At 29.4% G+C, this 26,993-nt stretch carries 25 protein-coding genes and 1 pseudogene; all 26 read left to right on the top strand.

The window, feature by feature from the left end; all coding sequences use genetic code 11:
* Nucleotides 1-5: 5 nt before the first annotated feature.
* The 26 genes and pseudogenes from BKM63_RS03130 to rfbD all read left to right on the top strand — a co-directional run bounded on the left by BKM63_RS03130 (nt 6) and on the right by rfbD (nt 26,988).
* On the top strand, nt 6-989 hold the full coding sequence (locus BKM63_RS03130) for an SDR family oxidoreductase (RefSeq protein WP_071635567.1): 984 nt from the start codon (nt 6-8) through the stop codon (nt 987-989).
* 22 nt (nt 990-1,011) lie between these two features.
* Nucleotides 1,012-2,403, top strand: a complete 1,392-nt coding sequence (locus BKM63_RS03125; protein ID WP_071635219.1) for a UDP-glucose 6-dehydrogenase — start codon at nt 1,012-1,014, stop codon at nt 2,401-2,403.
* Nucleotides 2,404-2,498: 95 nt separating this feature from the next.
* Nucleotides 2,499-2,963, top strand: a complete 465-nt coding sequence (locus BKM63_RS03120) for a UpxY family transcription antiterminator (RefSeq protein WP_071635218.1) — start codon at nt 2,499-2,501, stop codon at nt 2,961-2,963.
* Between the two features lie 292 nt (nt 2,964-3,255).
* Nucleotides 3,256-4,545: a nucleotide sugar dehydrogenase gene (locus tag BKM63_RS03115; protein ID WP_071635217.1), complete on the top strand. Its 1,290-nt coding sequence runs from the start codon at nt 3,256-3,258 to the stop codon at nt 4,543-4,545.
* Between the two features lie 13 nt (nt 4,546-4,558).
* Nucleotides 4,559-4,981, top strand: a complete 423-nt coding sequence (locus BKM63_RS03110; RefSeq protein ID WP_071635216.1) for an adenylyltransferase/cytidyltransferase family protein — start codon at nt 4,559-4,561, stop codon at nt 4,979-4,981.
* Between the two features lies 1 nt (nt 4,982).
* Entirely contained in the window at nt 4,983-5,978 is a 996-nt protein-coding gene (locus BKM63_RS03105; RefSeq protein WP_071635215.1) for a mannose-1-phosphate guanylyltransferase, read from the top strand.
* A gap of 4 nt (nt 5,979-5,982) precedes the next feature.
* The gene (rfbB, locus tag BKM63_RS03100; protein WP_071635214.1) at nt 5,983-7,029 is read left to right on the top strand and encodes a dTDP-glucose 4,6-dehydratase; all 1,047 of its coding nucleotides are present in this window, start codon (nt 5,983-5,985) and stop codon (nt 7,027-7,029) included.
* A 45-nt stretch (nt 7,030-7,074) separates the two neighbouring features.
* Entirely contained in the window at nt 7,075-9,507 is a 2,433-nt protein-coding gene (locus BKM63_RS03095) for an SLBB domain-containing protein (RefSeq protein ID WP_071635213.1), read from the top strand.
* 12 nt (nt 9,508-9,519) lie between these two features.
* A complete protein-coding gene (locus BKM63_RS03090; protein WP_071635212.1) occupies nt 9,520-10,590 on the top strand; it encodes a lipopolysaccharide biosynthesis protein in 1,071 nt (356 codons plus the stop codon).
* Between the two features lie 39 nt (nt 10,591-10,629).
* Nucleotides 10,630-12,144, top strand: coding sequence for a lipid II flippase MurJ (locus BKM63_RS03085; RefSeq protein ID WP_071635211.1), 1,515 nt, complete (start codon nt 10,630-10,632; stop codon nt 12,142-12,144).
* Entirely contained in the window at nt 12,129-13,235 is a 1,107-nt protein-coding gene (locus tag BKM63_RS03080) for a glycosyltransferase family 4 protein (protein WP_071635210.1), read from the top strand. The genes BKM63_RS03085 and BKM63_RS03080 overlap by 16 nt, the downstream gene beginning before the upstream one ends.
* A 91-nt stretch (nt 13,236-13,326) precedes the next feature.
* The gene (locus BKM63_RS03075; RefSeq protein ID WP_083572171.1) at nt 13,327-13,983 is read left to right on the top strand and encodes a CatB-related O-acetyltransferase; all 657 of its coding nucleotides are present in this window, start codon (nt 13,327-13,329) and stop codon (nt 13,981-13,983) included.
* Nucleotides 13,983-14,879 (top strand): glycosyltransferase family 2 protein, encoded by an 897-nt coding sequence (locus tag BKM63_RS03070; protein ID WP_071635209.1) that lies wholly within the window; start codon nt 13,983-13,985, stop codon nt 14,877-14,879. Before BKM63_RS03075 ends, BKM63_RS03070 begins: the two co-directional genes overlap by 1 nt.
* A 12-nt stretch (nt 14,880-14,891) precedes the next feature.
* A complete protein-coding gene (locus BKM63_RS03065; RefSeq protein WP_071635208.1) occupies nt 14,892-15,614 on the top strand; it encodes an NAD-dependent epimerase/dehydratase family protein in 723 nt (240 codons plus the stop codon).
* Nucleotides 15,611-16,627: a polysaccharide biosynthesis protein gene (locus tag BKM63_RS03060; protein WP_071635207.1), complete on the top strand. Its 1,017-nt coding sequence runs from the start codon at nt 15,611-15,613 to the stop codon at nt 16,625-16,627. The genes BKM63_RS03065 and BKM63_RS03060 overlap by 4 nt, the downstream gene beginning before the upstream one ends.
* An 88-nt stretch (nt 16,628-16,715) precedes the next feature.
* The gene (locus BKM63_RS03055) at nt 16,716-17,735 is read left to right on the top strand and encodes a glycosyltransferase (protein WP_071635206.1); all 1,020 of its coding nucleotides are present in this window, start codon (nt 16,716-16,718) and stop codon (nt 17,733-17,735) included.
* Nucleotides 17,736-17,809: 74 nt separating this feature from the next.
* Nucleotides 17,810-18,914: pseudogene (locus BKM63_RS24100) on the top strand (EpsG family protein).
* A gap of 35 nt (nt 18,915-18,949) precedes the next feature.
* Nucleotides 18,950-20,065 carry a glycosyltransferase family 4 protein gene (locus BKM63_RS03040; protein ID WP_071635203.1) on the top strand — a complete coding sequence of 372 codons (1,116 nt, stop codon included), beginning with the start codon at nt 18,950-18,952 and terminating at the stop codon, nt 20,063-20,065.
* Nucleotides 20,066-20,110: 45 nt separating this feature from the next.
* Nucleotides 20,111-20,941: a glycosyltransferase family 2 protein gene (locus BKM63_RS03035; RefSeq protein ID WP_071635202.1), complete on the top strand. Its 831-nt coding sequence runs from the start codon at nt 20,111-20,113 to the stop codon at nt 20,939-20,941.
* 39 nt (nt 20,942-20,980) lie between these two features.
* Entirely contained in the window at nt 20,981-22,132 is a 1,152-nt protein-coding gene (locus tag BKM63_RS03030; RefSeq protein WP_071635201.1) for a glycosyltransferase, read from the top strand.
* Nucleotides 22,133-22,152: 20 nt separating this feature from the next.
* Entirely contained in the window at nt 22,153-23,055 is a 903-nt protein-coding gene (locus tag BKM63_RS03025; RefSeq protein ID WP_071635200.1) for an NAD-dependent epimerase/dehydratase family protein, read from the top strand.
* Complete coding sequence (locus BKM63_RS03020; RefSeq protein WP_071635199.1) at nt 23,055-24,020, top strand: MraY family glycosyltransferase; 966 nt, start codon at nt 23,055-23,057, stop codon at nt 24,018-24,020. The genes BKM63_RS03025 and BKM63_RS03020 overlap by 1 nt, the downstream gene beginning before the upstream one ends.
* The gene (locus BKM63_RS03015; RefSeq protein WP_071635198.1) at nt 24,017-24,442 is read left to right on the top strand and encodes a WxcM-like domain-containing protein; all 426 of its coding nucleotides are present in this window, start codon (nt 24,017-24,019) and stop codon (nt 24,440-24,442) included. Before BKM63_RS03020 ends, BKM63_RS03015 begins: the two co-directional genes overlap by 4 nt.
* A complete protein-coding gene (locus BKM63_RS03010; protein WP_071635197.1) occupies nt 24,435-25,571 on the top strand; it encodes a DegT/DnrJ/EryC1/StrS family aminotransferase in 1,137 nt (378 codons plus the stop codon). Before BKM63_RS03015 ends, BKM63_RS03010 begins: the two co-directional genes overlap by 8 nt.
* A 23-nt stretch (nt 25,572-25,594) precedes the next feature.
* Entirely contained in the window at nt 25,595-26,143 is a 549-nt protein-coding gene (rfbC, locus tag BKM63_RS03005) for a dTDP-4-dehydrorhamnose 3,5-epimerase (protein WP_071635196.1), read from the top strand.
* Nucleotides 26,143-26,988: a dTDP-4-dehydrorhamnose reductase gene (gene rfbD / locus BKM63_RS03000; RefSeq protein WP_071635195.1), complete on the top strand. Its 846-nt coding sequence runs from the start codon at nt 26,143-26,145 to the stop codon at nt 26,986-26,988. The genes rfbC and rfbD overlap by 1 nt, the downstream gene beginning before the upstream one ends.
* Nucleotides 26,989-26,993 lie beyond the last annotated feature (5 nt).

Genomic DNA, 26,993 nt, shown 5'->3' with positions numbered 1-26,993 from the left:
AGCAAATGAAAACTTCAAGTCAAAATACCATATTAATAACCGGAGGAGCAGGATTTATTGGTTCGAATTTATCGGAGTATTTTTTAGGATTGGGACATAGGGTAATTTGTTTAGATAACTTTTCTACAGGTCATCGTCATAATCTGAAAGATTTTATAAATAATCCCAATTACAAATTAATTGAAGGTGATATTAGAAATCTTGAACATTGTAAAGTGGCGGTTGTAGGTGTAGATTATGTTTTGCATCAGGCAGCTTTAGGCTCTGTTCCAAGATCAATAAATGATCCAATAACAACTAATGATGTCAATGTTTCTGGGTTTTTAAATATGCTGGTAGCTGCTCGTGATGCAAAAGTAAGACGTTTTATTTATGCAGCGAGTTCGTCTACTTATGGAGATTCTGAAGGATTGCCAAAAGTTGAAGAAGTAATAGGGAAACCTTTGTCACCTTATGCAATAACAAAATATGTAAACGAATTATATGCTGAAATTTTCAGCAGAACCTATGGTTTAGAAACTATTGGACTTCGATATTTTAATGTTTTTGGAAGAAAACAAGATCCGGATGGTGCTTATGCGGCAGTTATTCCGAAATTTGTTAGACAGTTAATGAATCTTGAAAGCCCTGTAATTAATGGCGACGGCAATTATTCACGTGATTTTACCTATATAGATAATGTAATTCAAATGAATGAATTAGCTATGACTATTGAAAATCAGACTGCAGTTAATACCGTTTATAATACTGCTTTTGGTGATAGAAATACATTAAATGATTTAGTGGGTTATCTAAAAAAGTACCTGTCGGAATTTGATCCGAAAATTGCTGAAGTCGAAATTATTTATGGTGAAAACCGTGCAGGAGATATACCGCATTCGTTGGCAAGTATCGAAAAAGCAAAAAAACTACTGGGCTACAATCCAAAATATTCTTTACAAGAGGGATTAAAAGAGGCTGTTAGCTGGTATTGGAATAATTTGAAATAAAAATAAGATAATAAGAGAGTAGATGGAAATTACAAAAATTTGCTGCATTGGTGCTGGTTATGTTGGAGGTCCGACAATGGCGGTAATTGCTCAAAAATGTCCACATATTCAGGTTACAGTTGTAGACTTGAATGAACAGAGAATAAAAGATTGGAATGATCCAAATACTGATAATATTCCGATTTATGAGCCTGGACTTTCAGAAATCGTAGCTGAGGCTAGAGGCAGAAATTTATTTTTTTCAACAGAAGTTGAAAAGGCAATCGATGAGGCACAAGTTATTTTTATTTCTGTAAATACCCCAACCAAAACTTATGGTAAAGGAAAAGGTATGGCAGCTGATTTAAAGTATATTGAATTGTGTGCCAGACAAATTGCAAAAGTAGCGAAGCAGAATAAAATTGTGGTAGAAAAATCAACTTTACCTGTTAGAACTGCCGAAGCAATTAAAAGTATACTAGATAATACAGGAAATGGTGTTCAATTTCAGATTTTGTCAAATCCTGAATTTTTAGCAGAAGGAACTGCAGTTACAGATTTATTGAACCCAGACCGAATTTTAATTGGAGGAGACACAACTCCGGAAGGGGAAGCCGCGATTAAAGCTTTGGTTGATGTTTATGCAAACTGGGTTAGTAAAGATAAAATTCTAACAACAAATGTTTGGTCATCTGAGTTATCTAAGTTAACTGCGAATGCATTTTTGGCACAACGTATTTCTTCTATTAATGCAATGTCTGAACTTTGCGAAAAAACAGGTGCAGATGTAAATGAAGTGGCAAGAGCAATCGGAATGGACAGTAGGATAGGACCAAAATTCTTAAAAGCTTCTGTTGGTTTTGGAGGTTCTTGTTTTCAAAAAGATATTTTAAATCTGGTTTATATTGCAAAAACATATGGGTTAAATGAAGTGGCAGATTATTGGGAACAAGTTATTATTATGAACGATCATCAAAAAAGAAGGTTTTCAAATAAAATTGTTCAAACACTGTATAATACTGTAGCCGACAAGAAAATCGCCTTTTTAGGGTGGGCATTCAAAAAAGATACCAACGATACAAGAGAATCAGCGGCGATTTATGTGGCCGATGATTTAATTAATGAACAAGCAAAAATTTCTGTTTATGATCCAAAAGTTTCAAGAACTAAAATGCTTAGCGATTTAGATTATTTAGAAACAAGATCTGCAGAAGAAAATGCCAAGGCGCTAATAATTTTTGATAATGCATACGAAGCTTGTAAAGGATCTCATGCAGTTGCCGTTTTAACAGAATGGGATGAATTTACAACTTACGATTGGCAAAAGATTTATGATTCAATGCATAAGCCGGCGTTTGTTTTTGATGGAAGAAATATTCTAAATGCAAAAGAATTGCAGTCAATTGGATTTATATATAATGGAATAGGTTCGTAATTGGATCTTATGAATTGAAATAAAATTAAGATGAAGATGGAAAGTTGGCAAAGTGAGATTGAAAAAGAGTTTTATTTTCGAGATAATTAAAGATTATGAATTGGTATGTTCTGTATACAAAGCCGAAATGGGAGAAAAAAGTAGCTGAAAAGCTTACTCAAATGGGAATTGAATGTTATTGTCCACTGATTACTCAAATCAAAGAATGGTCTGATAGAAAGAAAAAGGTTGAAATGCCGCTTTTTAATTCCTATGTTTTTGTGCAATTAGAAAATTCAGATCGAAATTCTGTGTTTCAAATTGCTGGTGTTGTAAGATATTTGTTTTGGTTAGGGAAACCTGCAATTGTTAGAGATGAAGAAATATCGAACATTAAGAGTAGTTTAAATGCTTCAAATATTGTAGATGTTTCAGTAACTAAAATTCAGGTTGGTGACAGGATTAAATTAGAAACAGGAGCTTTTAGTAATCAAAATGCAATAGTTCAGGAGGTCTCGAAGACACATTATATTTTAGTACTTGAATCATTAGGCTGTGTTTTGAAAATAAAATATAAATAGTTGCGTTTCTAAAGAGGAACGAATTAAATTAAGGAAGAGAGTTTAATCATTGTTTAATGTTTTATACTCTCTTCGTTTTTGTAAATAAAATCTTTATTACTTGATTAAGAGTAGTTTGTTTTTTTTAGAAAAAATTAATACGATTTCTTTTTAGTAATACGACAAACCGTATTGATTAAGTAATGTGAATATGTTATATTTGCCGAAAATGATTTTAAGGCATCTGAGACAAAATTTTGTGACTCAGAAGGGCGAAGCCATGAGTTGTAATGAGTGAAATTATAAAAAAGTAATGAAATTGGAACAAAACATAAAAATAGCTGTTATTGGTTTAGGTTATGTTGGTTTGCCTTTAGCAAGATTATTTGCTACAAAATATTCAGTTGTAGGATTTGATATAAACGAAACAAGAGTTGAAAGTTTAAATTCTGGAGTTGATTCAACTTTAGAAATTGATTCTGAGACTTTAAAAAAAGTATTGGTTAATAATCAAACAAATGAAGTTGGATTATACTGTACAAATCAGCTTGAAGATATAGCAAACTGTAACTATTTCATTATAACAGTTCCAACACCAGTTGATAAAAACAATAGACCTGATTTAACACCTTTATATAAATCCAGCGAATCAGTTGGCAAAATACTTAAAAGAGGAGATATCGTGATTTATGAATCAACGGTCTATCCAGGTGTTACAGAAGAACAATGTGTACCTGTTTTAGAAAAAGTTTCAGGACTGAAATTTAATGAAGATTTTTTCGCAGGGTATTCTCCTGAAAGAATAAATCCTGGAGATAAGGAACATACTGTAGAAAAAATTCTAAAAGTTACTTCTGGTTCAACTCCTGAAATTGGTTTAAAAGTCGATGCATTATACAAATCAGTTATAATTGCTGGTACGCATTTAGCCCCATCAATAAAAGTAGCCGAGGCAGCCAAAGTGATTGAAAATTCTCAGCGAGATATCAATATTGCTTTTGTGAATGAATTAGCTAAGATTTTCAATTTAATGAATATCGATACGCAGGAAGTTTTAACTGCTGCTGCTACAAAATGGAATTTCTTACCATTTAAACCAGGTCTTGTGGGTGGGCACTGCATAGGTGTAGATCCATATTACTTAGCACAAAGAGCTCAGGAATTTGGATATCATCCCGAAATAATTCTAGCAGGAAGACGTTTGAATGACAGTATGGGAGAATATGTAGCTTCTCAAATCGTGAAGTTAATGATTAAAAAAGGAATTTCGGTTAATGGAGCAAATTTGTTAATGCTTGGAATTACTTTTAAAGAAAATTGTCCTGATGTTCGTAATACCAAAATTGTAGACGTTGTAAAAGCATTAAAAGAATACGGAATTGTAGTAACAATTTTCGATCCGTTAGCTAATGCAAATGATGTAAAAAAAGAATATAATTTAATAACAATTAACAGTATTCCCGATAATACATTTGACGCCATTGTTCTGGGAGTTTCTCACAAGGAGTGTTTAGAATTAAATTTCTCAGAGTTGCAAAAAGAAAATAGTTTATTATACGATGTAAAAGGAGTTTTGGGAACCATAGCTGATAATAGACTTTAAATTTTATTAAATTATGAAAGTAGGAATAACTTTTAGTGCTTTTGATTTATTGCATGCTGGACATATTAAGATGTTAGAAGAAGCAAAAAGAGAATGTGATTATTTAATAGTTGGCTTGCAAACAGACCCAACACTTGATCGTCCTGAAAAAAATAGTCCTTCTCAAACAGTGGTGGAAAGGTATATACAATTAAAAGGCTGCAAGTTTGTAGATGAAATTGTCCCTTATGCAACAGAACAAGATTTAGAAGATATTTTGAGATCTTTTAAAATAGATGTAAGAATCATTGGAGATGAATATAGAGAGAAAAACTTTACTGGCCGTGATTACTGTGAACAGAAAGGGATAACGCTATATTTTAATGTTAGAGATCATCGATTTTCAAGTAGCAATCTTAGAAAAGAAGTTGCTGAAAAACAATTAAAAAAAATATAATATGTCAATAACTCACGTTATTTTAACGGGTGGTGTAGGAAGCAGGTTATGGCCTCTTTCTAGAAAAAGTCAGCCAAAACAATATTTAGAGATATTTGAAAATAAATCTTTATTCGAAATGACGGTTGAACGCAATAATCATTTAGCAGATAAAGTGATGGTTGTTGGCAACGTTGATAATCATCATTTAAGCGGAAAAGTGATGGATAAAACTAAAACGTCTTATCTAAATATTGTAGAAGCTACACCTAGAAATACTGCAGCGGCAATTGCGTTTGCAGCTTTTGCATCTAATCCTGATGATATCTTAATTATAACTCCCTCTGATCATATAATTGATAAAATGGATGATTATAATAATGCTATCCAAGAAGCTGTTTTAAAAGCTAAGGAAGGTTATATCGTAACATTTGGAATTATTCCAACTAAGCCAGAAACTGGATATGGATATATCGAGTCAAAAGGTGATAAAGTAATTTCGTTCCGTGAAAAGCCAAATGAAACTACTGCTAAAGAATTTATTGCAAGAGGCAACTTTTTGTGGAACAGCGGCATGTTTTGTTTTAAAGCAGGAGTTCTTTTAGAAGAGTTGAAACAATTTCAACCAGATGTTTATGAAAAATCTAAAGAAGTTTGGGAAGCATCCAAAGAGGGATTCTTGGATTTAGATTTATCAATGCAAATTCCGTCAATCAGTATTGATTATGCTGTTATGGAAAGAAGTAAAAAAATTAAAGTTGTACCAGCTTCTTTTTCATGGTCAGATTTAGGTTCTTTTGAATCAGTTTATGAGTATTTAGTTTCAAAAGGGCATCCAATAGACAAAAACGGAAATATGGTAATTGGTTCAGGAAAGCACACCACGTTTTTAGGATTAAAAAACACTATTTTTGTATATACAGATACAGCAAATTTAATTTTGCAGAAAGAAAACTCACAAGATGTAAAAGACATTTACAGTGAGTTGGAAAGAATAAATTCAGATTTATTAAATTAATCAAATGAAAAAAATTCTAATTACTGGCGGTGCTGGTTTTATTGGTTCTCACGTAGTAAGACGTTTTGTAAATAAATATCCGGAGTATCAGATATTTAATCTGGATGCTCTGACTTATGCTGGGAATCTTGAGAATATAAAAGATATAGAAGATAAATCTAACTACACTTTTGTGAAAGGTGATATTGTTGACGAAGTTTTTATCAATAAACTTTTTGCACAACATAATTTCGATGGAGTTTTGCACTTGGCGGCAGAATCTCATGTAGATCGTTCTATCGAAGATCCGCTTGCATTTGTAAAAACAAATGTCATAGGAACAATGAACTTGTTAAATGCTGCAAAAAATCAATGGAAAGGAGATTTTGAAGCAAAGAGATTTTATCATATTAGTACAGATGAAGTTTATGGCTCTTTGGGTGCTGAGGGTTTGTTTACAGAAACAACACCTTATGATCCAAACTCTCCTTATTCTGCATCAAAAGCTAGCTCTGATCATTTTGTTAGAGCTTATGGAGAAACTTATGGGTTACCTTATGTTTTAACAAACTGCTCAAACAATTACGGATCTTATCATTTTCCTGAAAAATTAATCCCGCTTTTTATAAATAACATTATAAATAACAAGCCTCTACCTGTTTATGGTGATGGTAATTATACACGCGATTGGTTATTTGTTGAAGATCATGCCATTGCTATAGATTTAGTTTTTCATGAAGGGAAGAATCACGAAACTTATAATATTGGAGGCTTTAACGAGTGGAAAAATATTGATTTGGTGAAGTTACTATGTGAAATAATGGATCAAAAATTAGGAAGAGATAAGGGTACTTCTCAAAATTTGATTACATACGTTAAAGACAGACCTGGTCATGATTTACGATATGCAATTGACGCTTCAAAAATAAATAAAGAATTGGGATGGAAGCCATCTGTTACTTTTGAAGAAGGTTTGGAAAAAACTATAAATTGGTATTTAAGTAATGAAGAGTGGCTGCAGAACGTAACATCTGGTTCTTATAAGGAATACTATGAAAAACAATATTCATAAAAAGACAATTTTAATTAAAACTTAGTTCTTTTAAGATTAATAAATATGAAAAAAATAATATACGTTCTTATTCTGGTTTTTACTTTCTTGTTCTCTTTTAATGGATATGCGCAAGATATTCTTAAATCGAAAGATTTAAGTACAATAAAAGTAGACTATTTGTCTGATGATGACTTGGCAAAAATAAGTGCACAGCTTAAAAGTAATAATACTTCAATTGATCAAGTAGAACCTATGGCACTTTCTAAAGGAATGAGTCAAACAGAATTTAATAAGCTGCGAATTAAACTTACTGAATTTGAGAAGAAAAATTCTAAAGGGGACGCCAAGGATAAAGATAATAAATCCAAAACAGGAAATAAGGATTCAGGAAGAAAGCAGGAAGAAATTAAAAATGAAAAAGTTAAAGATTCAGCTAATGCCTTAATTTTTGGATCAGAATTATTTGATAATCCTACACTAAATTTTGAACCAGATTTAAAATTGGCAACTCCAATGAACTATGTTTTAGGCCCTGGAGATGAATTGCAAGTGAGTGTATATGGAGTTCAGGAATATAATGCAAGCATACCTGTTAGCGTTGAAGGTAAAATTACAATTGATTATGTAGGACAAATTTCTGTGTCAGGGATGTCAATTGAAGCTGCTACTCAAAAAATTAAGGCAGCTATAGGAAGAGTTTATAGTACAGTTTCGTCTGGGCAATCTCAAGTAAGTGTAAGTTTAGGACGTATTCGTACTATTAAAATTACCGTTGTTGGAGGTAAACAGCCAGGTAACTACTCTATCTCTTCTCTAGCAACAGTTTATAATGCGTTGCATTTGGCTGGAGGACCTGGAAAAAATGGAAGTTACAGAAACATTGAATTAATACGAAATAATAAAGTTTATAGAAATATAGATATCTACCGCTTTTTAGTGAAAGGAGATCAGTCTGACAATGTCAGTTTAAAGGACAATGATGTAATCAGAATCCCTGCTTACAGTCAGAGAGTTACAGTTGAAGGAGAAGTCAAACGTCCAGGGATTTTTGAAATGAAAAGGGGAGAAAAATTCTCTGATCTATTGAATTTTGCATCCGGATTTAACGAATTTGCATATACTGCATCTGTAAATGTCTTGCAAAAAACAGGTAAAGAATTTAAGGTTCATGATATAAATGAAAGCGAATATAGTACTTATCAGCCACAATCTGGGGATGTCTTTAGAATTACAAAAATTTTAAATCGTTTCGAAAATCGTATCAAAATTGAGGGTGCAGTTTTCAGGCCAGATTACTATTCGTACAATGAAGGAATGAGAATTTCTGATCTTGTTACAAGAGCAGAAGGTTTAAAAGAAGACGCGTATACAAAAAGAGCTAGAATTATTCGTTTAAAAACAGATTTGACAACAGAAATTGTAAATGTAGATTTAAGTGCAGCTCTATCTGGGGATTTAAGTGCCGATCTTGAATTGAAAAGAGAAGATATTGTAACTGTTTATTCTATTTTAGATTTTAGAGAAGAATATAAAGTGACAATTGATGGAGAAGTAAAAAATCCTGGTGAATATGAATATTTTGATAATCTAACCCTTAACGATTTAGTAGTTCAGGTTGGAGGACTAACAGGTTCAGCTTCTAAAAGAGTTGAGATTGCCAGGATGGTTAAGTCGGATGAAATTGATGATGCTAATCCTAAAAGAATTGAGTTAGTTGAGCTTGAAATTACAGCAGACAATAATGAGCAAATTAAAAATTTTGTTTTAAAACCATTCGATGTCATTAATATTCGGAGAATGGCTGTTTATGAAAAACCAGAAATGGTTACTGTTAGTGGTGCTGTCGGATATCCAGGTAAATATGTTTTGGCAAATAAAAAAGAGACGGTTTACAATGTGGTAATGAGAGCAGGAGGATTGACATCTATTGCAAATTTAGATGGAATGAAAATCAAGAGACCAATTAAACAAGAACAAATTGAAAAGTTAGAAAGTATAGATTTGAATTTATCTAAAAATGATACCTTAAAAGATAAATTGACTAAAAAGTTAAAAGAAGAATTAAAGTTTGCTACAATTCCAGTTAATTGGGAAAAAATAGTTAAAGATAAAAATCATTTTTCAAATGTGACTTTATTTCCTGGAGATGAAATTGAAGTTGCAGTTTACAATGAAGGTGTAAAAGTAACAGGTAATGTATTGTTGACTTCCGAAATTCCATATAGGAGTGGAAAAGGATTTAAATACTATATAAACTCTGTTGGTGGTGTTGATAATAAAGGATGGAAAAGAAAGGCTTATATAATTTATCCAAATGGTAAAGCAGCTGTTACGGGATCATTTTTGTTTTTTAGATCTTATCCAAAAGTATTACCAGATTCACAGATTGTTGTTCCAGAAAAACCAGATAGAAAAAAAATGAGTACAGGAGAATGGGTTGGAATCGGTAGTGTAATTTCGAGTTTAGCTTTATTAATTGTAACTGCTTTTAAATAACTAATCTATTTAATGGAAAAAAGTATTAAAGAAAACGATGGAATTTCGTTTAAAGAATTAATTCAAAAAATTAGAGAATGGTCTGGGTTTTTGCTTTCCAAATGGAAGATAATTATTTTGTCTGGAATGATAGGTGGAGGATTAGGACTTACATATTCATTTTTAAAAAAGCCTATTTATACTGCAACATTGTCTTTTGCATTAGAGGATGAGAAATCTGGAGGAGGTGGTTTAGGAAGCGCCTTAGGTTTAGCAAGTTCTTTTGGTTTAGATTTAGGTGGAAGTGGCGGTGGTATATTTACTGGCTCTAATTTGACTGAATTATTTAAATCAAGAGTAATGGTTGAGAAAACCCTACTATCTCCAGTTAGATTAGATGGAAAAGAAATTTCAATAGCTGAGATGTATATTAAAAACAATAAATGGAGAGAATATTGGTCTAATAATCCATCACTAAATGAAATTCAGTTTTTGCCAAATGCTAATCGTAAAAACTTTACAAGAATACAAGATAGTATATTAGGCAGTATCTATAATCAACTATCTAAATCAAGTTTATCAGTTTTACAAAAAGATAAAAAAGCATCAATTATTAGTGTTGATGTCGCGTCTGAAAACGAGTTATTTTCCAAAGTTTTTTGTGAAGCATTAGCTAAAGAAGTGGGGAAATTCTATGTAACTACTAAAAGTAAAAAAGCTAGAATAAATATGGATATTTTAGAACATCAAGTTGATTCAATACGTAGGGAACTTAATGGTGCGATTACTGGAGTTGCAATCGCTAATGATAACACTTTTAATCTAAATCCAGCACTGAATGTACGTAGAACACCATCGGCCAGAAGACAGGTTGATGTTCAAGCTAATACTGCAATCTTAACAGAATTAGTTAAGCAAGCCGAACTTGCAAAGGTTACTTTACGAAAAGAAACTCCATTAATTCAGGTAGTTGATAGACCAATTTTGCCATTAGCTAAAGAAAAGTTCGGAAAATTAAAGGGCATTATATTGGGAGGTATTTTGGCAGGTTTTTTAACCGTTTTTTTTCTTGTAATTCGAAGAATTCTTAACGAGATGGTTTAATTATTTCTTTTTAACAGTGATAAAATAAAGTTAGATATTTTGAAAAGGAATACAAGTTTACTATTTCTAATAAGAATTGTAAAATTATTAGTTGGAGTTCTAAATTTATCACTTACAGCAAAATATTTTGGTGTAAGTTTGGATAAAGATGTATGGTTATTAGCTTTATCTGTTGTTTTATTTTTGGACATGGCAATTTGGGGACCAATAAATGAAACTTTTAGATCCAAATTCATTTTTTTGCGCGGTGAAAGCGGAGAAATTGAGGCGTTAAGGAAAACAAAATCAATGCTTTTTTTTACTGTACTAATATCTATCGGATTAGTATGCTTCATTTTTGTTTATCCTCAGTTTTTAGCGAATATTATTGCTCCAACATATTCGGGAATGCATTATGAGAGGTTAATAAAAATGATTATAATAGCTGCGCCGATATTGTTGATTACACAACTTTCAGCGATAGCTACAAGTTTATTAAATGCATATGAATCTTTTTTTGTGCCAGAAATAACGGGATTTATTACTTCAATTATAAATTTAGTTTTACTTGTTTTTCTAGCTCCTTATATCGGGATATATTCTTTGGTTTTATCATATTACATTGGAGCAATACTTTTACTTATTTTATTACTCTTCCAAATAAAAAAATTAAATATTTTAATTTTTTCATATTCAGTTATAAAAGTTAAAGATTTTAAAATCTTTATTATTTTTGCACTTCCTTTTTTCTTACCTTATTCTTTCGGTCAAATATCTGCTGTTTTAGAAAAAACATTAGTTAGTACTTTAGGAATTGGATATGTATCTGTACTTGATTATTCGCGAAAATTTACAGATATTTTCACAAGTGTATTAACTAGTGTTTTGGTAACAATGTTGGTTCCTGTATTATCTTCAAAATATATTGATAAAAAACCTAGAGAATTTACATCAAATTTTATGGAAATACTACAATTAGGTCTACTGTTATTATCTTTTGTAATTCCAATATTTACTTCATGCTCAATGTCTATTGTTTATATTTTTTTTAATAAAGGAAAAATTCCGAGTAATATGCTGTTTCAAATTAGTGAATTAACAATCTATTATAGTTGGAGTATACTTGCTGTTTTTATTTATGTAATTTTTGGAATGGCTCTTTTATCCTCAAATCGTAGTAAAAAATATGCTTTTTTAGGTGTATTTGCACAAATTATCTCTATTGTAATAAACTTAGTATTTATTTCAACTGTGGGGATTTATATATTTCCAATATCCCTTTTTATTTCTCATATAATTGCAGGAATAGTCATGTCATTGTATTTTCCTTACAAAACTAAAAAAATTATTAGATCATTTTGTAAATACATGTTCATATTAATCATTAGCACTGTAACAATATTTTTTGTTAGCAAATACTTTAATGGAAATATTAATCCTTACGTACAAATTTTCAATATATCAGTATTAACTGGTGTAATTATAACAATATTTGCTTATGTTTTTAATTTAGAGGAAAAAGAAATAATTTATAAATATTATTCAAAATTAAAGAATAAATGCTTAAATTCTTAACGATCTTCCCTAAGACTTCCAATGTTCATTTAATAAAAGATGTCGGAATGATTCCTTATGTGCTCCATAAAGAATATGGTTACGATTCCTCTCTTATTAGCTTTGAAAATGGACGTTATCCATATGTAGAAACTGATGTTAAAGGATTAAAACACCTTTTTATTACTAGGAAATTTAATAATGAAATAATTGATGTATGCTGGTATATATTATTAAATTTTAGAAAATATGATATTGTCCAATGCTATCATATTTCGAAAGAGAGTATAATATATTTATTGTTTTTTAAATTTTTAAAACTTATTACATTTTCTAAGAATGTTACATACTTAAAGTTTGATGCTAATGATTCTATAAAAAATGCTGGATTAAGTAAAAAATTAATTTATATTTTGAAAAAGATCAATATTTTAAGCGTCGAAACCAAGACATTATATAAATATTTAAATTCTAAAAATTTATTTAATGGGAAATTAAATTATATTCCAAATGGATATTATAATTCTAAAAACAAAGTCAAATTTAGTTCCAAGGAAAATATAATTTTAACGGTTGGCAGAATTGGCAGTAAAGAAAAAAATAATGAAGTTTTATTAAATTCATTTAAAGATTTTGCAAAAGAGAATGAAGACTGGAAACTAGAATTAGTAGGACCTATTGATAATGGATTTAATCAGTACATCAATCATTATTTTAAGGAAAATCCAGATTTAATTTCTAGAGTTATATTTACTGGTAATATTACCGATAGAGGCTTATTGCAAGCAAAATATGATAAAGCAAAAATATTTGCATTGACTTCTCCTATGGAAGCTTTTCCTCTTGTTTTTTTAGAAGCTATAAAATCTGGTTGTACTTTAATTTGTCCTAATTTTTCATCCGCAATTGATGTTACTTCTGATGGGGAATTAGGAGTATTATTCAAGGTAGGTAATTACGATTCTCTAACTATACAAATTACAGAAATGGCGAATAATTCGGCAAAACTTGAGTACAACTGCGAAAAAATACAGGATTACGCATATGATAATTTTTATTGGAAGAAAATTTGTGGCAACCTGAATGAAATTATTTTACGAGAGCTAAACTAAAATTGTTTGAATTATAATATAAAATAAAGCTAATCTTTATTTGTCTCACTAATTAGATTACTATAGTTTAAAGCAACTTACGTTAAAAAATATGATTAAGTACTTAAAATTAATAAATCTTCTTCGAGTAGAATTTATCTGGAATTTGAAAAGAAGAATGCAAATGGTAGAATGGAGATTAAATAATAAACATAATTCTACGACCATTTCGCTAAATGTTAAAAATTCTAAAATAATAACTGTTGGAAAGCACTCTTACGGTGAAATTATTACTGAATCGTTTGAGAATAAGAGTGAGCAGTTATCTATCGGTAACTTTGTAAGCATTGCTTCTAATGTTGTGTTTATATTGGGGGGAAATCATAAGATAAATACATTTACAACTTATCCATTAAAAGCGCATTTTTTAGAAGATTTTTCAGAAGATGATGCGGGAACTAAGGGACCAATTAAAGTCGAGGATGAAGTGTGGATTGGCAATAATGTACTTGTTCTGTCTGGTGTAACATTAGGGAAAGGCTCTATAATTGCAGCAGGAAGTGTTGTAACCAAAGATGTTATGCCATTTTCAATTGTGGGTGGAAATCCTGCTAAATTTATAAAATGGAGAATATCAGAAAATTTAATACAAGAAAGAGTTGCAATTGATTTGGAAAAGATTGGTTTAGAAGCGATACTTAAAAATGTTGAATTATTTTATACTCCCCTAGACCAATATATAATTAATTTAATTAAAAAAGATATTTAATGGTTTCTATAATCATAGTAAACTATAATACTAGAGAGATAACATTCAATTGTATTCAATCTATATTTGAACATACTCAACTAGTTGAATTTGAAGTTATTGTTGTTGACAATGCTTCGTCTGATGGGTCACGAGAATATATAAAAACAAACTTCCCAACGGTTAAAGTAATTTCTTCTAAAGAAAATGTTGGGTTTGGAAGAGCTAATAATTTGGGTGCTAAATACGCAAAAGGAGATTTTTTGTTTCTGTTGAATTCTGATACTATATTAATTGAAAATTCAATCCAAAAATTCATTTCATTTTTCACTGAAAATGAAAAAAAATTAAATATTGGAGTTTTAGGTACTTTATTAGTTGACGAGAAACTTGAACATAATGGCTTTGGAAATAGTTTCCCAACTTGTGATAAAGAAAATAGAAAAAATTGGAGAAAAATCCCCTTTTTAAGATCTTTTCTCTTAGATCCAATTGCTAAAACATATGATTTTGAAAAAGAATATTTTGAGATTGACTATGTGATAGGCGCAGATATGTTTATAAGAAAAGAACTTTTTGATAAAATGAATGGTTTTTCTGAAGATTTTTTTATGTACTATGAAGAATCGGATTTACAGAAACGAATTTCTAATTTAGGTTACAGACAGTATGTCTTTACGAATACAAAAATTATTCACCTTGAAGAAGTAAGCGGTAAAGTAATAGAGAATTATTCTAACAGAAAAAGAATTATAACGCACCAAAGTAGAGTAGTGTATTTGAAGAAAAATGATTTAAAGAATTTTTATAAATATGTTATATCTGATTTTCTCTTTTTGAGTTTAAACTTTTTAAATTTAAAGTATACAATGAGTGAAAATTTAAAATATTTTAAAGAAGTAGCAAAAAAATATTAATTATAAAAAAGTATGAATATTTTAGTATTTGGAGCAACAGGTTTTATTGGAAAAAATTTAATCTCTTTTCTATCTCAGAGTCATCAAATAGAAGTTGCGAAAATTGACGATGAGGATGTGGCATTGAAAAATAAAATAAGTAGTGCAGATGTTATCGTAAACGCTTCAGGTGTTTCTAGATCTAACTGTGAAAACGATTTCTTTTTATATAATATTTACCATTCTCAGCGAATCTTTTCTTTCATAAATGAATTTGAAAATAAGATGTATATCTATTTTTCATCAATTCATTATTCATCAGATAGCATTTATGGAGTCAGTAAAAGATATAATGAGTTTTTATTGAATGAATTAGTATTCAAAGAAAAGAACTATTTTTTATGTTTAAGAATTCCAAGCATATTTGGACCAGGAATGAAGCCTAATTATGTTTCAGTTGTGGCTACTTTCTGCAATAATATAGTCAATAAGTTAAAAAGCAATATTGTTGATGGAGACAAAGTTCTACAATTATTGTATGTCGATGATTTACTGCACACAATTAACAGTAAAATAGTAAATAGGACTAACAAAGGATTTGAAATGATTGAAGTGTTTTCTGAAACTGTGGAAATCACAGTTAACGATTTATTTGAAACTATAAAAAAAATTGAATTTAATTTTTCTGAAAATAACAAAGATAAATTTCTAAATAATTTATTTACTACATATAACTTTTATTTAAATAAAATATGAATACAAACTTTCTAAAAGATAAAACAATTACCATAACTGGGGGAACAGGATCATTTGGATCTACATTGTTAGATTTTTTAAGCAACAGTGAGGTTAAAAAAATAAAGATTGTTTCAAGAGATGAAACGAAACAAGATACTTTAAGGAAAAAATTTCCAAGTGATAAAGTTGAATTTATTATAGGTGATATTAAAGATCGAGATTCATTATTTGGTTCATTTGAAAATTCGGATTATGTTTTTCATGCAGCAGCTTTAAAATATGTACCTTCATGTGAGTTTTTCCCTTTCGAAGCTGTAAAAACAAACATTGTTGGGTCTAATAATGTATTAGAGGTAGCAAGATTAGGCGACGTAAAAAAAGTTGTAATGCTAAGTACAGATAAAGCAGTACAGCCGATAAACGCAATGGGTATGTCAAAAGCTATGATGGAAAAGTTAACTTTTACATATGGTTTAAATCACAAAAGTACTGTGAAGACTATTTACAATGTCACAAGATATGGTAATGTAATGGGATCCCGAGGATCAGTAATACCGTTATTCATTAAGTTACTTTTAAATGATGATGAATTGACGGTTACTGATATGAATATGACAAGATTTATGATGTCATTACAAGAATCAGTAAATCTAGTTTTATATGCTTTAGAACATGGTACTCAAGGTGAACTATTTGTTCAAAAAGCCCCCAGCGCTTCAATAGAATGTTTAATTAGCGCATTAGAGGTAATATTTAATAAAAAAGCTAGAATAAAGACTATAGGTTTTAGACATAGTGAAAAACTTCACGAAACTTTATTATCTTCAGAAGAAGCTACCAGATCATCAAGTCACGATAATTATTTTAGAGTACAGCCAGATTTAAGAGATTTAAATTATTCTAACAGTAATAATTTCCTAGGAAATTCATCTGTACTACCATTCGACTCTAGTAATACAAAAATTCTAAATACTGAAGAGTTAGTTGAACTATTATTAAAACAGGATTTCATACAGAAATATTTAAAATAATTAAAAATTACCTTAGTAATTTTTAATTTAATACTAATATTTTATATTGAAAATCTAATTTTACTATAAAGTATTTTAAAATTTGAAAATGAAGAAAATAATTATTATTGGATCCGATAGTAAATTTGGAATGGAAAGAAGTTACAAATCGGCATTAGAAAAATGTAACTTTGAGGTAGAAATAGTTGATTTTAAAAATCTGTGTAACTCCTTTATACCTATTAAAATTTTAAAACGAGTTGGGCTTTATATAGATATTTTACCTTCAACTATACGCGGAAATCATGCTATATCGAAAAAGATATTTACAGAAAGGCCTCATGCTATTATTGTATTTACAAGTGTGTTAATATATCCTGGGACAATTGAATACTTTAAAATTTTTTGTAATAATGTTTCCTTTTATTGGCCAGATTCAATAGTCAATATGTCTAACGGTGTTTTTTCAAATTTAAAATATTATCATAATATTTATACACATTCTGAAAAAAACGTCGAGATTTTTGCAAGTCATGGTGTAGGCGCAAAGTGGTTGCCTTTTGCAGGCGATACACTTCTAACTCAAAATTATGTTGCAAATTCGCATAAAGAAACTGAATACGATTTTTCTTTTGTAGGTGCTTATAGGCCAGAGCGTTACGAGGCTGTGAATGAGTTGATGAAGAATTTCACAAACAGCAAATTTTTAATTGTTGGTCTTGGATGGGAAAAATTACCATTTCATAATAAAAAGAATCTTGAGATTGTGAGCAAAATGGTAGAGTTAAATGAGTTTTTAAATTATACTGCAAAAAGTAAGATTGCGTTAAATGCAATTGATCACTTAAACTATCCATCTTCAAATTTAAGATTTTTTGAAATTGCTCTTTCGTCAATTCCTCAAATTTCAACTGTTGTTCCAGAATTTAAAAATAAATTTGTAGATAAAGAACATGTTTATTACTACAGAAGTTTGCAAGAATTAGTAGAAATTGCAAATTTTATTTTAAAAAATTACGATGAAGCACTAAGTAGTGCAAATAAATTTAGAGAAGCAATTGATTTGGATGACAATTATATTTCAAGAGCTAAATTTTTAGTTAATGATTTTGTTGATGATGCAAACTAAAAAATATTATAGTTTACTATATGATATTTACTTTTTCTAATTCTTACAAATTTAAAATCTCTTAACAACTTGTTTTGGCTATATATATATGTACTTTTTTATTGTTTAGTATATTTGCTTATTTTGAAGTAAGAATAGATTTGACTGATTACAATAAGAAAATATTGTATTCCATAATTTTTATTTTTTTAATATTTCAAGTTGGATTTAGGTGGGAAACAGGAACTGACTGGGTTCCTTATTATACGCATTTTTTAGCCGCAGGAGCATACGAGAAAATCTTTTTAGACGTTTTATTAGGTTTCGAAATTGGATATGGATATTTTGTCTATGTTATAAGGTCGTTTACAGATAGTTATACTTTTTTTTTAATTATTCATGCCTTAATTTATTATTTTTTAGTATTTAAGGCTAATAAACTATTAAGTCCTTATCCTGTAATTTCGATGTTTATATATTATACATCGACTATGGGAATATTAGGTTCTAATAGACAGTTTAGCTTTGGCTATTTGTCTTTATTCATTAAAATTTATTTTAGAAGATAAAAACAGACTATTTTTTTTATACGTTTTCTTAGCATTTTTGTTTCATACTTCCGCACTATTTTTTCTTATATATTATTTTTTAAATAGAGATTTTAAAAGGTATTTTGTTGTTGGAGCGCTTGTATTAGCAATTATAATAGGGAAATCAAGCATCCCTACATATGCTTTCTCCAGTTTTGCAAATTTTTTAGGAGGAGCTTCTTCAGACAAAGCTGAAGGATATGTATTGAATCAGCTTTCTGAAACATCTTTGAGTTTAACAGGATTAATTAGACGATTACTGTTCTTTGTCTTGTTTCTAGTCAATTATGATTTCCTTGTTAAAAAATGGCAGTCTTATAGGCTAATATTTAATGGTTATGTATTTGGACTTTGTATCTATTTTCTTTTCAAAGATACATTCATAATTTTGGTAGGTAGAGGAGGTTTCTATTTTAATGTGATGGAGTGTTTTCTTTTGGCAAGCCAGTTATTGTTATTTAAGTACAAAAAAGAAAGAAGTTATATTTTACTTATTTTATTGATATATGCCTGTTTGATATTTTATCAATCCATTTCTGAATTTCCAATGTTGTTTTTACCATATAAAGGCATTTTTATTAATGAGTATTTTCCAAGAGAAGGCCTTTAATTTTATTTATAAAGTATTAATATTTATTATCATTTATGAACTCTTCAAAAAAACTTATAATATTTTCATTCGATTTTCCACCTTCTAATGGAGGAATAGCAAGACTTTGCCAAGAGATTGCGGTCGGAATGAAACCTTACTATAAGTCAATCCAAGTTTTGACACCAAAGAAAGAGGGTGTTAATCTTCCATACAATTTGAAAGAAGTGGAAGTTATTAAACTTCCTAAGAGACGTATTTTATGCGAGTTAAAAGCGATACAATATTTATCTAAAATAAAAAACAAGGATAATTATGATATTATATGTGGAACTTGGCATCCTGAAGCTATTTTATGTAAAGTTAGTGGCTTTAAAAATATATTTGTTTTAGCACATGGAGCAGAATTAACTAGTGGAAATTCTTCCTTTAGAAGAAATGTTTGGTTGCCTTTCTATGCAAAATTTATTTTAAACAATGTAAAACTAACAGTAGCTAATAGCAATTTTACTAAAAAATTAGTGAATAAAATTTCTGATTCTGCAAATTGTCAAGAGTTGCCTTTAGGTGTTAATAATGATTTTTTTAAGCCTTCTAATGTAGAAATCTCTAATGAAGTTTTGAAAATCTGTACCGTATCCAGAATTGAAGAATTTAAAGGTCATGATTTTGTTGCTAAGACACTGTTAAAATTGAATGAAAATTATAATGGTAAAATAATTTGGAACATTGCTGGTACGGGAGGATACTTGAGCAAATTAATTCAAAGAATAAATAATCTAGGGATTTCAAATTTAGTTACTTTTCACGGTTTTATAAAAGATGAGGATTTACCTAATTTTTATAATTCTAATGACTTATTTGTCTTATGTACTAGAGAAAATCATAAAGATATTAACGTAGAAGGATTTGGATTAGTTTTTTTAGAAGCTCAATCTTGCGGAATACCTGTTATTGGTACGACAACAGGAGGTATTTCGGATGCTGTTGAACAGAATAATGGCGGTTGGTTAATAGAACAAGATAATGAATCAGATTTGTATGATTTGATAAGCTCTTTATTAAATGATAGATCGATATTAAAAAATGAAGGACTACGAGCAAGAAAGAGGGTCGATGAAAAATGTACTTGGGAAATTTACTGTGAAAATTTATTTCAGATAATGCAATGAGAATAATTTTATATAAATTCTAAATTTTACTAACTAATAAAAATTATGACAATAGTGTACAAGCCTCTAGTTAGTATTATTATTCCAGTTTATAATGCTTCGAATACTATTTTAGCAACTCTAGAATCTGTAAAAAATCAAAGTTATAAAGAGTTTGAAGTAATAATTGTAAATGATGGAAGTAAGGATGATTCTCAGCTAATTATATCAGAATACATAGAAAGAAATGATCATCTTAATATTAAATATATTAGTCAGTTAAATCAAGGTGTTTCAAAGACTAGGAATGAAGGAATGAAACATGCAAAAGGAGATTATATAGCTCTTTTGGATAGTGATGACGAATGGTTGCCAAATAAATTAGAACGACAAATTGAAATTTTATTAGATAATCCTACTATTGACTTTTTGGGAGCAAATAGAAATGGAGAACATTTTAAGAAGTTTTTGAACATACACTTTCAATTGGTAACTAAGATTTCTGCAAAAAATTTACTTTATAAAATGTTTTTTATTACTCCAACTGTAATTTTTAAGAAAAATATTTTGAATGATGTTGGCTTTTTTGATGAATATCAAAATTTTAGCGAAGATGCAAATTATTTTATAAAAATTGCAATTAGCAAACAGTGTTATCTATTAAATGAGAGTCTTGTAATTACGGGTGGCGGTAAAACATTTTTTGAAGAGCGTGGACTATCTAGCAATCTTTGGGAAATGCAAAAAGGTGAATTTATAAATTTAAGGTATGCTTACAAATGTAAATTAATTGACTTGTTTGAATATGTTTTAATTTTTAATTTTTATTGCTTAAAATATGCTAGAAGAGTGCTATTGATAAAGAGAAGAAGTTTTATAAATAAGTTGAATTGGTAGTGTTATGCAAAAAAAATGGTCCAGTAATAAAATAAACAGATGAAAATTCTAATTATTATAACCGATTACGGTAGCTTTAATAATTTTTTAGCGGAACTTGCAGTAAGTCTAAGTACTGAAAATGAAGTTCATATTATTTGCTCAAGCTCAAATGTTATTAATATTATTGATAAATTTGATTATAAAAAATACAACTTAAACTTCCACAATGTTGAAATACCAAGATCTACATCTATTATAAAATTGATAAAAAGCGCTTTGTCAATAAGGCAAATAGTTAACAAAGTACAACCAAAATTAATTTACGCTCATTTCACTACGGGTATCTTTCCAACAGTTTTTTTTAAAAAAAGAGGTATAGAATATTGGGGAACTTTCCACGGATTGGGAATGAATGCCAGCAACGGTATTAGAAAAATAATGTTTTCAGTTGTTGAAGTATTTTGTTTTTTTAGATTAGATAAAATATTTCTTATAAATAATGAAGACTATAGATTTGTAAGCAAACTTTTTAATAGAAAAACATTTAAGTATAATTCTTGTGGTGTTGGATGTGATATTAATAAATTTGATCCGAATAAATTTACTAAAACTGATCAATTAAAATTAAAACAAAATTTAAGAATCGAGGATAAATTTGTAATTACTTATACTGGTAGATTTGTTGAGTTTAAAGGATTTGATTTAGTTTATTATAGTTTTGTTAAATTACAAGAAAAATTTCCTGGAAAATTCGTATTACTGTTAATAGGTGGCCGTGATCCTATACATTCAACGGGACTTAAGGATACAAATGAAATAGATTTATTGAGAAATGAAAACATTATTAATATTGGTTATACATCCGAGGTAGATAAATATTTATCCATTACAGATGTATTTTTATTTCCTAGTAAAAAAGAAGGTTTGCCCGTTTGCATAGTAGAAGCATTGGCAATGAGAATACCAGTTGTAACATTAGATGAACGAGGAAATTCAGATGTTGTGAAAGATAACTACAATGGGTATTTAATTAAATCGATTTCTAAGGAAAAAGACATTAATGAAATTGTCGAAAAAATAGAGTTTTTAAGTTTACAACCTGAAACCCGTAAGCGTTTTTTTTCTAATTCTTTATTAGATAGAGAAATATATTCTCGTTCTTTTTTTGTTCAAGAACAATTAAAGCTTGTTAATGATTTTAAAAATTGAATGAAATTTTATAATGTAAAATGAACAAAATAATAATAACAGGAACTTCAGGTTTTGTTGGGCAAAATTTATCGTCTTATTTATCAAATTTATATTTTTCAATAACATCTGTTTCACTAAGAAATTTAAATTGGAAATCTGAAATTAAGGGTGATGCAATTATCCATTTAGCGGGTAAAGCTCACGACTCAAAAAAAACAAGTGTTGTATCAGACTATTTTGAAATAAATACAAATTTAACGAAAGATTTATTTGATGCATTTTTGGGAAGTAGAATTAAAGTTTTCATTTATTTCAGTAGTGTAAAAGCTGTTGCTGATAAGGTTGAAGAAGTTTTATTTGAAGATGTTCATGCCAATCCTGAAACGCCATATGGACAATCTAAATGGTCTGCAGAAAAATATATTTTGTCAAAAGAAATTCCGGAAGGGAAAAGAGTTTTTATAATAAGACCGTGTATGATTCATGGCCCTGGAAATAAAGGAAATTTAAATCTACTTTTTAATCTAGTTAAAAAAGGAATTCCATATCCTTTAGGATCATTTCATAATGAAAGATCATTTTTAGGTATAGATAATCTTAATTTTTTAATTAAAGGAATTCTTGAAAATAAAGAAATTCCTTCTGGAGTCTATAATTTTGCTGATGATGAAGTATTGTCAACAAATGAACTGGTAAGGATTATTTCTACTGTCTTAAATAAGAGAGATCGATCAATTCCGATTCCCAAAGGAATTATTAATGGCATTGCAAAAGTTGGCGATTTAATTAAATTTCCTTTGAATTCTGAGACTGTTCAAAAGTTGACAGAAAATTATAGGGTTTCTAATCAAAAAATTAAAGATGCAATAGGGATTGATAAACTACCTAATACTGCCAAAGAAGGGTTAGAAAGAACAATTAAAAGCTTCGTAAATAAATAATGCAATACACTATATTAGGAATATTTTTAATGATCTTAATGTTACTTTATTTCCAAGTAGCTGATAGATTCAATATCATTGATAAACCAAATCTAAGAAGTTCACATACAGAGATTACGCTACGCGGAGGGGGAATCATTTTTTGGTTTTCGGCCTTGCTTTATTTTATTCAGCATATCCAAATTAATTATTTTTTCTTTACGGGAATTACTTTGGTTAGCTTGGTGAGTTTTTGGGATGATATTCAGAGCTTATCAAATAAAATCAGAATCTCAATTCATTTCATCGCAATAACTTTAATTTTTTATGATTTAAGTTTATTTACTTTAGTTCCAGTGTGGAGTGTGATTATTGCATATATCTTGGCTATTGGTCTAATTAATGCCTATAATTTCATGGACGGAATTAATGGTATTACTGGCTTGTATACAATTGTAGTAATGGGATCTTTATTGTATGTAAATACAAGAATCCAACTTTTTACAGACGGGTCCTTTATAAAGTATGCCATAATAGCAAGCTTAGTATTTTTGTTTTTCAATTACAGAAAAAAAGCAAAATGTTTTGCGGGAGATGTAGGAAGTATTGCTATTGCGTTTTGGATTATTTATTTGGTTTTAAAACTTATTTTGAATACAAATTCTTTAATCTGGCTTTTATTTTTAGCAGTTTACGGAGCTGATGCTGTTTGTACTATTTTGCATCGTTTATATCTAAAACAAAATATTTTCGAAGCGCACCGTTTACACCTTTACCAGATTTTAAGTAATGAGTATAAAATACAACACAGGCTTGTTTCGTTGTACTATGCTTTGGTTCAGATAGGAATTTCTTTTTTGGTGATATTCCTTTATCAAAAAGTGAATGATATAGTTTTGTTTGTTATTGTGATTGTTCCATTGATAATGATTTACTCATCAAAATTTTACTTGTTGAGTAAATATAATGTAAAAGCAAAAGCATGAATCCGAAAGTAATTCAAGGCGGAAGTTTTTCGGATCATAGAGGAAGTATTTCTTATGTAAATGATTTTGTATTTAAAGATATTGAGAGATTTTATATCATAAGTAATTCTGATGAAAATCCGATTAGGGCTTGGCAGGGTCATAAATTAGATGAAAAAAATTTTTATTGTTTGACAGGTTCTTTCAAAATTCATTTTGTAAAAATCGATAATTGGGAAAGCCCTTCAAAAAATTTGCCTATTGAAACTATCTTGGTTTCGGAATCAGACAGTAAAATTGTTCATATTCCAGCAGGATATGCAAATGCAATAGAATCTTTAGAATCAAATTCAAAGTTAATTTCGTTTTCAACATTACCACTTACAAAGGTTAGTGAAGATGATGTGCGATATGAAAGCAATTATTGGAAATTAAATGGATAATAAGAGAATTTATCTTTCATTACCCAGACAAAGTGGCTCTGAACAGGATTACATTCAACGTGCATTTGAAACCAACTGGATTACTTCAGGAGGTCCAAATGTAAAGGAGTTTGAGGATACTTTAGAGATGTATTTTGGAGAGAAATCATTTATTACAGCGTTAAATTCGGGAACATCTGCCATTCATTTGGCTTTAGTTGTATTGGGAATTAAAGCTGGAGATGAGGTTATTTGTCAAAGTATGACTTTTTCAGCTTCAGCAAATCCAATTTTATACCAAGGAGCTGTACCAGTTTTTGTAGACAGCGAAAAAGAAACTTGGAATATTTGCCCAGAATTTTTAGAAATAGCAATAGAGGATAGGATTAAAAAAGGTAAAAAGCCGAAAGCAATAATTGCAGTACATCTTTACGGAAATCCATATAAAATTGAGGAAGTGCATGCTGTTGCAGATAAATATGACATTCCAATAATAGAAGATAGTGCAGAAGCATTAGGAAGTTGTTATAAAGGTAAAAACTGCGGTGCATTTGGTACAATAGGAATTTTGTCTTTTAACGGAAATAAAATAATAACGACTTCAAGTGGAGGGGCATTAATATCAAATTCTAAATCTGTTAAAGAAAAAGCATTATTTTTTGCAACTCAGTCCAAAGACAAAGCAGTTCATTATCAGCATAGTGAGATTGGCTATAATTATAGAATGAGTAATGTCTGCGCAGGAATCGGTCTTGGTCAGATGGAGATTTTAGAAAAGAATATCCAAGAAAGAAGGGAAATAAATTCTTTTTATAAAGAAAGTTTTAAAAACATTAAAGAAGTTACTGTTTTTGAAAATTCGAATCAGGATTTTTTTTCGAATTGTTGGCTGACAACAATTTTAGTTGATTATCATAATGAAAAAGATATAAACAGGGAAAAATTAATAATGGCATTTGAAAACGAAAATATCGAATGTCGCCCGCTTTGGAAGCCAATGCACTTACAGCCTATTTTTGAAGAATATCCCTATTATGGTAAAAATATTGCTGAGAGTTTATTTGAAAAAGGTTTATGTCTTCCATCGGGAAATCTATCTTTAGAGGATAAAAAAAGAATAAAACAAGTAGTGGAAAACTTCTTTGTATAATAAAATTAGGAGCGAAATTAAACATGAAGATTGAAGAAACATTTATAAAAGATTTAGTTATTGTTGAGCCAACAGTTTTTGGTGATGAAAGAGGCTATTTTTTTGAGTCATATAGTAAAACTAAATTTGAAGATTTAGGTATTAATATAGAATTTGTTCAGGACAATCAGTCTTTTTCTAAAAAAGGTACACTGAGAGGTTTACATTATCAAAATCCGCCATTTGCACAAACGAAATTAGTGCGTGTTTTAGAAGGAGAAATTATTGATGTTGCAGTTGATTTGAGAAAAGATTCTCCTACTTATGGGAAATCATTTAGTGTTTTATTATCTGCTGAGAATAAAAAGCAATTATTAGTTCCACAAGGTTTCGCTCATGGATTTTCGGTTATCAGCGAAACGGCATCTGTTATGTACAAATGCGATCAGTTTTATAATAAAGCTTCAGAAGGCGGAATTAAATATGATGATCCTTCTTTAAATATTGATTGGGGTTTGGATTTAAATGATGCAATCGTTTCAGAAAAAGATCAGGTTCTTCCATTTATTGAGAATTGTAATAGTTTGTTTTAATGAGAAAAATACTTGTTACAGGAGCAAATGGGCAGCTCGGTTCTGAGCTTGCAGTTTTGTCAAAATCGTATCCTGAATTTGAATGGATTTTTGCAGACAGAACAAAAATAACTTTGGATAATCTAGAGTTATTGAAAGTTCAGTTAGAAGAAATTAAACCTGATATTATATTTAATTGTGGAGCTTATACAGCAGTTGATAAAGCTGAAACTGAAAAAGAACTTGCGTTTACAATCAATCATCTTGCTGTAGCAATAATCGCTAATTATTCATTTGAAAATAATATAAAACTAATTCATGTCTCTACAGATTATGTGTTTGATGGATCTTCTTCCGTTGCTTTAAATGAAAATGCTGATACAAATCCGATAAATGTATATGGAGAAAGTAAATTGGCGGGTGAATTAGCTTGTTTGAAAGAAAATCCAAATTCAATTATTATTAGAACCTCTTGGGTTTATAGCAAATTTGGAAACAATTTTGTCAAAACAATGCAGCGATTGATGCAGGAGCGAGATGAAATTAATGTAGTAAATGATCAGATTGGATCGCCCACATATGCCGCAGATTTGGCTCAGGCAATGATTGAGATTCTGAAATTTTCTAAATGGATTCCAGGTATTTATAATTATTCAAACGAGGGAGAAATTAGCTGGTATGAATTTGCACTTTCTATAAAAGAATTAGGAAGATATAATTGCAAAGTTGGCGGTATACCATCAGCTTCCTATCCAACTCCGGCAAAGCGTCCTGAATTTTCATTGTTAGATAAGAAAAAAATAAAAATATCTTATAATTTAGATATACCTGACTATAAGAAAAGTTTAAAAAATATGTTTATATAAAAATC

This window comes from Flavobacterium johnsoniae, from assembly GCF_001879205.1.
GTDB lineage: Bacteria > Bacteroidota > Bacteroidia > Flavobacteriales > Flavobacteriaceae > Flavobacterium > Flavobacterium johnsoniae_A.
Note: the sequence above shows the minus strand (reverse complement) of the source record. Positions and strands in the feature narration are given on the sequence as shown.